At 41.9% G+C, this 13,640-nt stretch carries 10 protein-coding genes; 9 read left to right on the top strand and 1 reads right to left on the bottom strand.

Annotated elements, in window-relative coordinates; genetic code table 11:
• Nucleotides 1–131: 131 nt before the first annotated feature.
• The 4 genes from hemE to hemQ all read left to right on the top strand — a co-directional run bounded on the left by hemE (nt 132) and on the right by hemQ (nt 4,576).
• Nucleotides 132–1,175, top strand: coding sequence for a uroporphyrinogen decarboxylase (gene hemE, locus VEHSUH06_RS02685; RefSeq protein ID WP_105097670.1), 1,044 nt, complete (start codon nt 132–134; stop codon nt 1,173–1,175).
• A gap of 4 nt (nt 1,176–1,179) precedes the next feature.
• Complete coding sequence (gene hemH / locus VEHSUH06_RS02690) at nt 1,180–2,079, top strand: ferrochelatase (protein WP_105097671.1); 900 nt, start codon at nt 1,180–1,182, stop codon at nt 2,077–2,079.
• Nucleotides 2,076–3,725 (top strand): protoporphyrinogen oxidase, encoded by a 1,650-nt coding sequence (gene hemG, locus VEHSUH06_RS02695; RefSeq protein WP_105097672.1) that lies wholly within the window; start codon nt 2,076–2,078, stop codon nt 3,723–3,725. Before hemH ends, hemG begins: the two co-directional genes overlap by 4 nt.
• Nucleotides 3,726–3,844: 119 nt before the next feature.
• Complete coding sequence (gene hemQ / locus VEHSUH06_RS02700) at nt 3,845–4,576, top strand: hydrogen peroxide-dependent heme synthase (protein WP_105097673.1); 732 nt, start codon at nt 3,845–3,847, stop codon at nt 4,574–4,576.
• A 313-nt stretch (nt 4,577–4,889) separates the two neighbouring features.
• Here the strand turns inward: hemQ and VEHSUH06_RS02705 are convergent, their stop codons facing one another.
• A complete protein-coding gene (locus tag VEHSUH06_RS02705) occupies nt 4,890–6,227 on the bottom strand; it encodes an MFS transporter (RefSeq protein ID WP_105097674.1) in 1,338 nt (445 codons plus the stop codon).
• A 355-nt stretch (nt 6,228–6,582) separates the two neighbouring features.
• Between VEHSUH06_RS02705 and VEHSUH06_RS02710 the strand changes: the two genes are divergently transcribed.
• From VEHSUH06_RS02710 to narI, 5 genes are all read left to right on the top strand, one after another.
• Nucleotides 6,583–7,269: a Crp/Fnr family transcriptional regulator gene (locus VEHSUH06_RS02710; protein WP_105086443.1), complete on the top strand. Its 687-nt coding sequence runs from the start codon at nt 6,583–6,585 to the stop codon at nt 7,267–7,269.
• Between the two features lie 71 nt (nt 7,270–7,340).
• Complete coding sequence (locus VEHSUH06_RS02715; RefSeq protein WP_105097675.1) at nt 7,341–11,018, top strand: nitrate reductase subunit alpha; 3,678 nt, start codon at nt 7,341–7,343, stop codon at nt 11,016–11,018.
• A complete protein-coding gene (gene narH / locus VEHSUH06_RS02720; RefSeq protein ID WP_105097676.1) occupies nt 11,008–12,435 on the top strand; it encodes a nitrate reductase subunit beta in 1,428 nt (475 codons plus the stop codon). The genes VEHSUH06_RS02715 and narH overlap by 11 nt, the downstream gene beginning before the upstream one ends.
• Complete coding sequence (narJ, locus tag VEHSUH06_RS02725) at nt 12,435–12,959, top strand: nitrate reductase molybdenum cofactor assembly chaperone (RefSeq protein WP_105097677.1); 525 nt, start codon at nt 12,435–12,437, stop codon at nt 12,957–12,959. Before narH ends, narJ begins: the two co-directional genes overlap by 1 nt.
• Nucleotides 12,956–13,627: a respiratory nitrate reductase subunit gamma gene (gene narI / locus VEHSUH06_RS02730; protein WP_009352101.1), complete on the top strand. Its 672-nt coding sequence runs from the start codon at nt 12,956–12,958 to the stop codon at nt 13,625–13,627. Before narJ ends, narI begins: the two co-directional genes overlap by 4 nt.
• Nucleotides 13,628–13,640 lie beyond the last annotated feature (13 nt).

Consider the following 13,640-nt stretch of genomic DNA (forward strand, 5'->3'; position numbering starts at 1 on the left):
ATCCCTGTGGAGGCTTTTCGCTTTCACAGGGACTAGTAAAGAATAAAATCATGTAAGAGGTTGTAACTTAAATAACTGTTTTAGTTATGTAACTGTGTTAGGATACATTTAGAAAGAAAGGGGTTGAACACTTGAATACAGCATATTTGGACATGATCCAAGGGAAGAACCCTGGTGTGACACCTGTGTGGTATATGCGGCAAGCTGGTCGTAGCCAAGCGGAATACCGCAAAATTAAAGAAAAATATACTTTATTTGAAATTACAAAAGAACCTGAATTATGTGCTCGTGTTACGGAGTTACCTGTTAAGGAATACGGCGTTGATGCGGCTATCCTTTATAAGGACATCATGAGCCCTATGGTGGCGATGAATGTAAATGTAGAGCTGAAAGCTGGCGTGGGGCCTGTATTCAGCACGCCTATTCGCTCCATGGCTGACATAGATAAATTAGACGCCTTTGACCCTACAAAGGTCGACTATATTGCAAAGACGATTACGTTATTAACATCTGGCATGCTTGACGTACCGCTCATTGGTTTCTGCGGTGCGCCGTTTACGATTGCATCCTACCTCATCGAAGGGGGTCCGACGAAGAACTATAATAAAACTCGCGGCATGCTCATCGGTGCACCCGATGTATGGGATGCGTTGATGACAAAATTGGCTGACATGTCTATTGCGTACTTATCCATGCAAGCCGAGGCAGGTGCTAATGCGCTGCAAATCTTTGACTCTTGGGTAGGTGCTGTTAATGCGGATCAATATAAACAAGGGATTTACCCTCATATGGAACGCATTATCAAGACGGTAAAGGCAAAATACCCTCATTTGCCTATGGCTATGAATGGTGTTGGTACAGACCATTTAGTATCTATTTGGTCTCATTTGCCCCTTGATGTTATCGCTCTAGATTGGCGTAGCTCTATCGTTATGGCGAACGAACGTGGCGTAACACAAACGGTACAAGGTAACCTTGACCCAGCATATCTATTCGGAGATGAAAAAACATTGGCTCGCGAAGTGGACCGTATCTTGCTCGAAGGCATTCGTTATGGTCGCCATATCTTCAACTTAGGGCATGGTGTATTCCCAGAGGCAGATCCTAAAAAACTCCATTGGCTAACGGACTATGTCCATGAACGTAGTCGTGAGCTATGGGCTCAAGAGGGTTAAGCTGGTGAAAGTAGAGAAAAAAGGATTATTATTTCTATCCTATGGAAGCCCTTCGAGTAAGGAGGATTTGGTGCCGTATATGACGAGTATTCGTCATGGCCGCGTGCCCACAGAAGGCGAGATTGCAAATCTTACTCGTCGCTATGACGTGATAGATCAATGGTCTAATATAGAGTTGCAGAAGATGGCAGAGAATCAATATAAAACGTTGATGACTTTATTGCCAACTATGCCATCAGCTGTTGGTTATTTACACATGAAACCATCTATTGCTGAGGCGGTAGACTCTTTAGCCCTCCAAGGGGTGGAGCATATTATCGCTATTGTGACGGCTCCGTTTTTTACATCTCTTGGTACTGGTGCCTATGAAAAACAAGTGCAAGCAGCCATTGGTAAGCATGGGGCTGTAACATTCGATTTTATTCGTTCTTGGTGGGACCAACCGGCTTTTACAGAATACTGGAAACAAGCAGTCGCAGATTGTGTGAATGCGACTGAAGATATATTCGTTATTTTTAGCGCTCATAGCATACCTCTTATCGATAATCACGGCGGTGATTCTTATGCATTCGCCTTACATGAAAGTGCCAAAGAGATTGCAGAGCATTGTAAGTTATCTAAGTGGACAGTGGCGTGGCAGAGTGCGGCTCCTCACGGTCAATGGTTAGGCCCTACAGTGGAAGAGGCTATCGACCAAGCTTTACAGACTGGTGCCGCGCATATTGCTTTCGTGCCTTTTGGCTTTGTAAGTAATCATGTTGAGGTCCTATACGATAATGATGTAGAGTGTAAAGAGCTTGTTGAAAATGGGGGCGCAATGTATTTGCGGGCACAGATGCCGAATTGTAATGAAACATTCTTACAAGCCATGGCGAGTGCAATAGTAGAAAGGATTCATTCGTGAACGTAACAATTGTGGGCGGTGGCCTAACAGGGCTAACAGCGGCTTATTATCTAGGTCATGCTAAGCCAGAGTGGAATATCACTCTTTACGAACAAGCACCACGATTTGGTGGGAAAATACAAACACAACGAGTTGATGATTTCGTTGTAGAACTCGGTCCAGATTCTTATTTGGGCCGTAAAACTGAAATGACAGATCTAGTACACGATTTAGGTTTAGGTGATACCCTTGTATCTAATGAGACGGGGCAAGCCTTTGTATATGATGAGGGCTCAATTCATCCGATCCCTGGAGGCTCTATCATGGGCATCCCTACGGAAATGATGCCTTTTGTGAAAGCAACGCTCATTTCTTGGTCTGGCAAATTGCGTGCTGGCTTAGATTATTTTAAAAAGCCTTATGAGCTCGATGAAAATGGTGATGTGTCTATTGGTCATTTCTTTCAATACCATTTAGGTCAAGAAATGATGGATAAGCTTATCGAACCACTATTAGCTGGTATCTATGGTGGTGATATCTATAAAATCAGCCTATTGTCTACATTCCCTCATTTTATTCAAGTAGAACAAAAATATGGGAACATGGTAAAAGGGATGATGGCGGCTAAGATGGGACACTCAAAGGCGGGCGTCTCTAAGGCTGCCAAAGGTGCCGTAGCAGAAGGCGATATGCCACGTGCTGGTAAAGGTATCATGACAGACCGTCAATTTGAAAGCCATGAAGCAAAGTCCACTAAGGCTCAAGCGGATATGGCAAGTCGTAAGGGGACTGCTGCTCAATCTGGTATGTTCCGCCAGTTAACAGGTGGTCTTGAAAGCGTGATTACCGCTATTGTTGATGTTATGCCTAGTAATGTGCACTTGCATACAGGGACACTAGTTTCTAATATTCGATATGTTGAAGGTATGTATGCTATTGATGTGGAGAACTCTGGAAACGATGCTTGTGGCTGTCAGTCTCATTCTAAATCTATTAGAACTGCGTCTATTAATGCTGAGAACAGTGTAGAAGCTAGTGATTCTACTACAGATTCAGCTATAGAGGTACTCCTTGATAAAGCTCCTGCTATGGCGGATCATGTGATTATCGCGACACCGCCTGCCACATATACGCAATGGTTTAAGGATGACCCGGGTTTTGATTTCTTGCGTTCTATGGAGCAATCAAGCTGTGCGATTGCTATTATGGCCTTTGATAAAAGTACCTTTGATGGCGACTTAAAGGGCTCTGGACTGTTGATTACTCGTAAGACAGACACACCGCTTACAGCGTGCACCATTCTAAATCAAAAATGGCCGCAAACAACGCCTGATGATAAAGTGGTATTGCGCGTCTTTATCGGTAAGCCAGGCAATGATGTGGTAGAACAATATAGTGATGAAGAACTTTCAGAATTAGCAGTCGAAGAAATTCAACACATTATGCGTTTCTCTGCTAAACCTGAATGGGTACGCATCAATCGCCTCATTCACTGCATGCCGCAATATAATGTAGGGCATCGTGCAGGTATCAAGGCTGTACGTGAACATGTAGCTGCAAACTATCCAAATTTACACCTCATCGGCACGCCATTTGATGGCATCGGTATTCCTGACGGCGTAAAACAAGCAAAAGAATTAGTGCAAAAGCTTGTAAATGAGAAGTGAAATCGAAAACTAACTTGAAAAGACTCCATATGCTATAATAGTATATGGAGTCTTTTCGATTCCTATTGTAATAAAACTATATCATTTTAATAGAATCACCATAGATAGGAGTGATCATAATGGGAAAAGCAATCCCTACAGTAGAAGGTTGGCATAGCCAACACATGGTATTTGCCATGGATTTTAGCGCATGGAACTGTTTTACAGCTGATGAAAAAGCAGCAGCGCGCAACGAATTAAAAGCATTTTTAGCAGACCTTGAAGCTACACATCAAGCTAAAGAAGGTAGCTATGCATTCTATGATTGTAATGGTGCAAAAGGGGATTTGATCCTATGGATTCTTGGTCCATCCCTTGAATACTTGGCACAAGTAGAACGCAAGTTCCGTCGCCTTGCAATTGCTAGCGTATTGGTACAAACTTACTCTTATACATCTGTAACAGAAGTAAGTGCCTATGTTAAGGCTAAACTTGATACAGAGGAAGTTAATAAAAAACTATACCCTCATGTACCTCGCGATAAATATATCTGCTTCTATAACATGACTAAAAAACGTGATGGTGCAGATAACTGGTTTATGTTACCACAACAAGAACGCGGTGCGTTGATGCGCTCTCACGGTGAACTTGGTAAAACATACCTAGACGTGCTGTCTGAATACACTACAGGTGGCGTTGGTTTAGACGACTGGGAATGGGGCATTACTATCTTCAGTAACGACGACATCCAATTCAAAAAAATCGTATACGATATGCGCTTCGAAGAAGCCAGCGCAAGATACGGCATCTTCAGCGACTTCTATGTTGGTACCATCATCGACGATGCACTACTAGAAGAAATCTTTGGATAAAAAAGGGGACTGCTTAGCAGTCCCTTTTTCTTCCCTTAATATGAAGGCTATAATTTTTTATAGAAAATTTGCTGTTCGTATTGAACTTGTACTGCGTAAAATATAATTCACGATGTATGAGTACTGTACTTATAACTATATTTCCATAAAAGAGAACCCCGCATCGATCCGACTTACGAGGTCAAGGCCCTAGGCCGCAGACCTGATTCGTATGGAGGAGAGATGCGGGGTTCTCTTTTATCACTTAGTTTAGAAACGTGAATTATATTTTGTTGTACTGTGGAGTGAACGTAAATTTTCTGTTTCCAGAAAATTATACGTTCATGTTTGCTGCTTTACGCACATAGAACCAGTAGCACACAGCTACTGTTACCAGGTTGAATACAAGTAATGCAACGAAAGCTGGGTAGATACTACCGAATGTAGTATATGTGAAACCGAAGATCTTAGGTGTAATGAAGGCGCCGTATGCAGCTACAGCAGCTACGAAGCCAGTGATTAAAGAGGATAATAGCGGATTGCCAAATACGTGTGGAATCATACGGAATGTTGCACCTGTTGCGAAACCACAGCATACGAATGTCAACACGGACATAGCAAAGAAGAATGGGAAGTTGTGCATATCTACGCCAACTGCAATTAGCGCTGTTGTTGCACATAGACCGAGAAGGCTTACAAAGGTAACTTTTGTACCGCTGTTAATTTTGTCTGCTAACCAACCACCTACAGGGCGAAGTGCACCTGATACAAGTGGACCTACGAATGCGATAGAAGCAAATGGTACTTCTGGGAATTCTTTACCTACTAATAAGCCAAGTGCTGCCGCATAACCAGAGAAAGCACCGAAGGAACAAGTGTATAGCAATGTAAGTGCCCAAGTATGTTTGTTCCCAAAGATTTGAACAAGGTTCTTAGGATTTGGTTTTTCTAGTGGCAAGTTATCCATGAAACGTGTCATAAGTGCAAGGATAACAACAAGTGGTACAATCCACATGAAAGCCGCATTGGCAAGGTATACTGCGTTACCTTTGATGATAGCTGGTGTTACACCAAATACGCTACCTAATGCAGCAGAACCCATAGCGAATGGAGCCAAGAAGTAGATTACAGAAATACCAAGGTTACCAACACCGCCGTTGATACCAAGAGCAGTACCTTTTTCGGATTTAGGGAAGAAGTTGCCAATGTACGCCATGGAGGACGAGAAGTTGCCACCCGCTAAACCGATGAGGGCAGTTAAGATCATGAATGTCGTATAAGAAGTTGTTGTATCTTGAACGGCAAAGCCGAGCCATACAACAGGAACTAATAGAATAAGTGTGGAAATAAATGTCCAGTTTTTACCACCGATTAAGGCTGGCATGTAGGTATATACAAAACGTAATGTAGCACCTACAAGACCTGGTAATGCGGCTAATGTAAATAATTGATCGGTTGTGAAATTAAAGCCTGCGCCGTTGAGTTGCGCTGCAATGGTTGCCCACAAGTACCATACACAGAATGAAAGGGTTAATGCGATTGTGGATATAACCAAGTTTTGTTTAGCAATTTTTTTACCAAACTTTTCCCAAAATTCTGGATTTTCTGGTTGCCAATTAGCCACAATTTCGCTACGGCTTGCCCCTACTTGAGGCATTTTTAGTTCGCTCATTTTGAACTTCTCCTTACTGAAAAACTATACATGCAATGAAGACATGGAGGATACAATTATCAGTCAATGTATATGAATATTGCAATTTATAGGATTTCTATAGAAAATATTCGAATTACTTAGAGAACTGAGTTATAATTATTGTATCAACAAAATTTGCAATGTCTTATATCACAAATATATTATATATTGTAAATTTTTTTGTGAATGTGACATAAAACACACATATTCTGAAATTAATAAGTTATAATAATCTTATATATACAAAAAAGTATATAATACATGTGCTTTTACTATAAATAGATTAGTATAACTAATGGATTTTATTTTAAAAGTACAATGGAGTGGTGAAGGTATGGATAAAAATTTAATTAACCAATTACTTGCTTTGCCGGGCGAGGAACTCCATCTTAAAAAAGGTGATTTTCTCTTCCACGAGGGGGACAAGGCAGAACACTTTTACGTAGTGTTAAAAGGTAGAATGAGCATTAAGAAATTCGAATCTAGTGGGCACATTTTTGCGTTGCGTCTAGTAGGTCCGAATAATGTAATTGGTGAGGTTCCGTTGTATGAGGAGAACACAAGAACTTATGTGTTCAACGCCATCGCTCGGGAGGATTGCTCTGTTTATTCCATTCGCTATGATGTGTTAGAGCCAGCTATTGCAAAAGATCATTCATTGGCTATTGCGATGATGCAAATCTACACATTACATATGCGTCGTCAACAGGCAAAATACCGAGACTTGCTACTATATGGCAAGAAAGGAGCATTTTATTCTACCTTGTTGCGCTTAGCCAATAGTTATGGTGTAGAGCGCGAGGATGGTATCTTTATCGATATCGCCCTAACAAATCAAGAGTTGGCTGAATTTGCTGCCACATCAAGAGAAAGTTTAAATCGCATGCTAAGTGAGTTGCGTAAGTTGGGCTATGTAGCCTATGACAAACACCATCTAGTAATCTGTGATTTTGATGCTTTAATCGGATTACTTGATTTAGAGGTTGATAATATAGACCCTAATATTAGTAATATCGAATAACAGGATTTTCTCCCTTGTGTTAGCTCAGCTGGCACAAGGGATTTTTTTGTAGTTTTGAAGGAGGACACGAGATGAGCTTGTTGTCTCAAAAGTTTAAGTTTCTTCGCAAGAAGAACGTATCTCCAAGCGGCCATCAAATAACTGAAGATGGCGGTCGCGAGTGGGAAAATTTTTATCGTGACCGTTGGTCTTACGATAAAGTTGTCCGCACAACGCATGGCGTAAACTGTACTGGTTCTTGTAGCTGGAATATCTACGTTAAGAATGGTGTTGTAGCGTGGGAAAATCAGGCTACTGATTACCCTGAAACACCAGATGATATGCCGGATTACGAACCACGTGGGTGCCCTCGTGGTGCAACATTCTCTTGGTATCTTTATAGCCCATTGCGCGTAAAATATCCATATGTGCGCGGCGAATTGGCTGAGCTTTGGAGAGAAGCTAAAAAGCATGCTAAGAACCCAATCGAAGCTTGGAAATCTATCGTAGAAGATCCTGAAAAAGCGAAGAAATACAAATCTGCCCGTGGTATGGGTGGCTTTGTGCGCTCCACATGGGATGAAGCGACAGAAATTACTGCCGCATCCTTATTATATACTGCAAAAACATACGGCCCTGACCGCAACGCTGGCTTCTCTGTAATTCCAGCGATGTCCATGTTGTCCTATGCAGCAGGTGCTCGTTTCCTTAACTTAATGGGTGGTTCACCATTGTCCTTCTATGACTGGTATGCCGATTTACCACCTTCTAGTCCTCAAGTTTGGGGTGAACAAACTGATACTCCTGAATCTGGTGACTGGTACAATGCTGGTTACATCATGACTTGGGGTTCTAACGTACCATTGACTCGTACGCCAGACGCTCACTTCTTAACAGAGGTTCGTTACAAAGGTACTAAAGTAGTATCCGTATCCCCTGACTATGCGGAATCTACAACTTCTTCCGATGCTTGGCTCAATGTAAAAGCCGGTACTGATGCGGCTCTTGCTATGGCAATGGGCCACGTAATCTTAAAAGAATACTACATCGATAAAGAAACTCCATACTTCAAAGAGTATGCTAAAGAGTTCACAGATATGCCATTCCTTGTACGCGTTGAAGAAATCAACGGCTCTGTACAACCAGGCCGCTTCTTGAATGCTAAGGATTTGGGTCGCCAAGAGGAAGGCGCTGACTTCCAAATGGTATTGATCGATGAAATTACAAATGAAATCATTATCCCTAATGGTACAATGGGCGAACGTCACACAAATCCACAAAAATGGAATTTGCGTCTTGAAAACCGTGATACAGGGGCTAAAATCGATCCTCGCTTATCCGTATTTGATCAACGTGAAGATGTGACTGTTGTTAAGTTGCCATACTTTGGTGATGAAGAGCACGAAGGTGTTATTAAACGTGCTATTCCAACGATTACTGTACAAACTGTTGATGGTCCTGTAAAAGTAACTACAGTATATGACCTTATTCTTGCTAACTATGGTATCGACCGTGGTATCGGCGGTGAAGTGGCTAAATCTTATACTGATGACACTCCATACACACCTACATGGCAAGAAAAAATCACTGGCGTAAAAGCAGACATCGCTATTGCTACGGCTCGTGAATTTGCAGATAATGCAGAAAAAACTAAAGGTCGTTCCATGATTATCATGGGCGGTGGTATCAACCACTGGTACCATGCTGACGTGATTTACCGTACAATCTTGAACCTTATCATGTTCTGTGGTACAGAAGGTGTTAACGGTGGTGGCTGGGCTCACTACGTAGGTCAAGAAAAACTTCGTCCTATTGAAGGTTGGGGCGGTATCATGACAGCTAACGACTGGAGTAAAGCTCCTCGTTTGCAAAATGGTACATCTTGGTTCTACTTTGCTACAGAACAATACCGTTCTGATTGCATCGACTTGGCAGACCGCGTATCTAAATTAGCTAAGCCTCGTTACCGTCACCCTGGTGACTATAATGTATTGGCAGCTCGTTTAGGTTGGTTGCCATCTTACCCTACTTTCAATAAAGGCAGCCAAGAATTGATTAATGATGCTCGTGCAGCTGGTGCTGGTACAGAAGCAGAAATTAACCAATATGTGGCGCAAGCGTTGAAAAATAAAGATTTACAATTCTGCGTAGAAGATCCAGCGGCTAAAGAAAACCATCCACGCAACTTATTCGTATGGCGTGCAAACCTCATCGGTTCCTCTTCTAAAGGTCACGAATACTTCTTGAAACATTTATTGGGCACTAAAAATGCGGTATTGGAAGATGATGATGCGCCTACACGTCCAGAAGAAATTAAATGGCGTGAAGCTGATGCAGCAGGTAAACTAGACCTTCTCATCGATATCGATTTCCGTATGGCATCTACAGGCTTGTACTCTGATATCGTATTCCCAGCGGCTACATGGTATGAAAAAGAAGACTTGTCCTCTACAGACATGCATCCATATGTACACGTATTCCAGGCTGCTGTTGATTGCGCATGGGAAACTAAATCTGACTGGGATACATTCCGTACCCTTGCAGAAACAGTATCTCGCGTAGCAAAAGAGTCTGGCTTCACAGAATACGAAGATATCGTAGCATTGCCTCTTGGTCATGACAGCCCAGGTGAAGTGGCTCAACCAGAAGGTAAGGTTCTCGACTGGAGCAAAGGCGAATGTGAACCAATTCCTGGTAAAACAATGCCTAACCTCGTTCATGTAAAACGCAACTATAGCCAAATCTTTGAAAAATTCATTGCTTTGGGACCTAACATCGAAAACAAAATGGGTGCTCATGGCTTGGCTTGGGATGTATCTGATGAATATCAAACATTGTACGCACAAAATGGTACAATCGATAATCCAGAATTCATTTCTCATGGCCGTCCAAGCATTTACGAATGTAAAGAAGCTTGTAATGCTGTATTGACATTGTCTTCTTGTACAAATGGTAAATTGGCTGTTCGTTCTTGGAAGGCAATGGAAGAAAAAACTGGTCTTTCTGATCTTGAAAAGAACGCAAAAGGTCGTGAACAAGAAAAAATTACCTTTGATGACATGGTTCGCCAACCACGCTTTATCATTAGCTCTGTAACAAGTACTGGTAAAAACGATAAAAACCGTCGTTATTCTCCATTTACTACATCTACAGAGGATAAAGTACCATTCCGTACCGTAACAGGTCGTCAATCCTTCTATTGTGACCATGAAATGATGCGCGATTACGGTGAAGCTATGGCATTGTATAAACCTGTATTGTCCTACAAACCAGTACAAGGTGATTACAAACAAGAAGGCATTCCAGAAATTACATTGAAATACTTAACACCACATAATAAGTGGTCTACACATAGTATGTACTTCGATAGCCAACAAATGTTGACATTGTTCCGTGGTGGTCAAACAATTTGGCTCAACGAAGATGATGCAGCAGAAATCGGTGTTAAAGATAATGACTGGGTAGAAGCTTTCAATAAAAATGGTGTTGTAGCAGCTCGTGCAGTAGTATCCCCTCGTATTCCTCGTGGTATTTCTTACATGCACCACTCCCAAGATCGTCACATTAACGTTCCTGGCACGCAAGTTAAGAAAGATCGTCGCGGTGGTACACATAATGCACCAACTCATATTCACCTGAAACCGACACACATGATCGGCGGTTATGGTCAATTGAGCTATGGATTTAACTATTATGGCCCGACTGGTAACCAACGTGATATGACAATTGTGGCTCGTAAATTGAAGGAGGTGGATTGGCTTGAAGATTAAAGCTCAAGTATCCATGGTCCTAAATTTGGATAAGTGCTTAGGCTGTCATACATGCTCTATCACTTGTAAAAATACATGGACGAACCGCGAAGGCGCGGAATATATGTACTTTAATAACGTGGAAACTCGCCCAGGCGTAGGCTATCCACGTAATTGGGAAGACCAAGAAAAATGGAAGGGTGGCTGGACGCTAGATAATTCTGGTAATTTAGCTCTTTCTACAGGTTCTAAAACAAATCGTTTGATGAAGTTATTCTTCCATCCTGAACAACCAGAATTGAAGGATTATTTCGAACCTTGGACATATGACTATGAAACATTGATTCATGGTGGTCGTAAAAATAACCAACCAGTAGCTCGCCCTCGTTCCCTTGTAACGAAACAAAAAATGGAAGTGACTTGGGGCCCTAACTGGGATGACGATTTGGCTGGCGGTCAACATGCTCGCTCTGATGTGAACTTGACTAAGATGGGGCAAGATATCGTATTTGACTACGAAGAAGTATTCATGCGTTACTTACCGCGTCTTTGTAACCACTGTTTGAATCCTGCGTGCGTAGCTGCATGTCCATCTGGCGCGATCTACAAACGCGACGAAGATGGTGTAGTTCTCGTATCTCAAGACGTATGTCGCGGTTGGAGACATTGCGTTCCATCTTGTCCATACAAAAAAATCTTCTATAACTGGGAAACTAATAAAGCTGAAAAATGCGTATTCTGTTACCCACGCTTGGAAAATGGCTTGCCTCAAATCTGTGCTGAAACTTGTGTAGGTCGTATGCGCTATGTTGGCGTTGTATTCTACGACATGGACAAAGTAGAAGAAATGGCAGCTACAAAAAATGAACAAGACATTTATGAAAATACAGTTGAGTTAATCTTAGATCCTCATGATCCTGAGGTTATTAAAGCTGCTCGCGAAGAAGGTATCTCCGAAGCATGGATTAAAGCAGCTCAAAAATCTCCTGTATACAAACTTGTAAAAGAGTGGGGCGTGGCATTACCATTGCATCCTGAGTATCGCACATTGCCAATGGTTTGGTATGTACCACCACTCAGCCCAATCTTGCAACGTGTAACATCTGATGTATACTTGCCAGATGCACATGAAATGCGCGTACCTGTACAATACCTTGCTAACTTGTTTACAGCAGGTAATACAGAAATCTTAGCTCGTACATTGCAACGTGTTCTTGACATGCGTGAATATATGCGCCGTCGTGAAACCGGTGACGGTCCTATTGAACATAAAGTTGATTTAACAGAGGATCAAATGTACGCTATGTACAAATTGTTGGCATTATCCAAATACAATGATCGCTTTGTTATTCCATCTGATGTAAAGGTATCTCGCGAAGGTCGCCTTGAAATGCAACATAATCGCGGGTTTGCTTGCCCTACAGGGGGATGTCAATAATGAAGGATGCTCAGAAAATCGCTCTTATTGCGTCATTTCTTCTACGCTATCCCGATGAACAATGGTATAACGAACTACCTGAATGGAGAGAGGACGCCCAATCCGTTGGGCATCCTCAACTTCGCCAAGGTTTATTAGAGTTCTTTGACTATGTAGAGGCTGCTAATAAAAAGGAATTCGAAGACCAGTATGTTCGTACCTTTGATTTTAGTCAAAATACAACGATGTACTTATCGACGTATGAATTACAAGGTACAGGGGAACAAGCAGAAGAACTCGTTAGATTTAAAGCTTTCTTCCTAGAAAACGACTATGATTTGCCAAAAGAAATGCCAGACTATATTCCAGCACTTCTTGAATTATGTGCCGTTATCGATGATGAAAAAGCAAAAGAAATTTACGACTATTGTAAGCCAAAATTGGAATACATTAGAGAACGCTTCATTGAGGCTAAATTGCCTTATGCATTCTTGTTTGATATTATCTTGTCTGTTGCAAATGGATTGGAGGACGGTGCACGATGAATCTATTCCTTTGGGGCGCATTGCCTTACATCGCTTTCACCTTCTTAATCGTAGGTACCTTGGTTCGTTTCTTCTATTTTGAAAGAAACTGGACTACAAAATCGAGTCAATTTTTAGAGAAAAAACAATTGCGTATTGCCAATCCATTGTTCCACTTTGGTTTGCTATGCGTTATCGGTGGTCACGTAGTAGGCGTATTAATCCCTAAAACTTGGACTGCTGCTATTGGTATTAATGACCATATGTACCATCAAGGTGCGTTATATATGGGCGCTGTAGCGGGGCTTATCTTTATCGTAGGCTTCTTGCTCTTGATGAAACGCCGCTTCACAGTAGCTGAGTTAAAAGTTAACACATCTCGCCTTGATAAATGGTTATACTTGTTCTTAACATTAGCCATTTTCAGTGGTATGGCTGGTACATTGCTCAATGCATCTGGTTTCTTTGATTACCGCGTATCCATCGGTCCTTGGTTCCGCAGCCTATTAGCGTTTATGCCGGATCCATCCTTGATGGAAGGTGTACCATTTATGTTTAAATTCCACATGTTCGCGTGGATGGCAGTGGCAATCATCTTCCCATTCAGCCGTTTGGTACACTGCTTGAGTGCTCCACTCAACTACTTAACACGTCCGTTTATCGTTTATCGTAAACGAGATGAAAAATAACTAGGATGATGAT

Source organism: Veillonella sp. S13053-19 (assembly GCF_002959835.1).
Taxonomy (GTDB): domain Bacteria; phylum Bacillota; class Negativicutes; order Veillonellales; family Veillonellaceae; genus Veillonella; species Veillonella rogosae.

Bases quoted from the DNA above. Each gene is read 5' to 3' on its own strand.
- VEHSUH06_RS02705 (WP_105097674.1), bottom strand. From the start codon at position 6,227: ATGAGCGAACTAAAAATGCCTCAAGTAGGGGCAAGCCGTAGCGAAATT.
- narJ (WP_105097677.1), top strand. From the start codon at position 12,435: ATGAAGGATGCTCAGAAAATCGCTCTTATTGCGTCATTTCTTCTACGC.
- hemQ (WP_105097673.1), top strand. From the start codon at position 3,845: ATGGGAAAAGCAATCCCTACAGTAGAAGGTTGGCATAGCCAACACATG.
- VEHSUH06_RS02710 (WP_105086443.1), top strand. From the start codon at position 6,583: ATGGATAAAAATTTAATTAACCAATTACTTGCTTTGCCGGGCGAGGAA.
- narI (WP_009352101.1), top strand. From the start codon at position 12,956: ATGAATCTATTCCTTTGGGGCGCATTGCCTTACATCGCTTTCACCTTC.
- VEHSUH06_RS02715 (WP_105097675.1), top strand. From the start codon at position 7,341: ATGAGCTTGTTGTCTCAAAAGTTTAAGTTTCTTCGCAAGAAGAACGTA.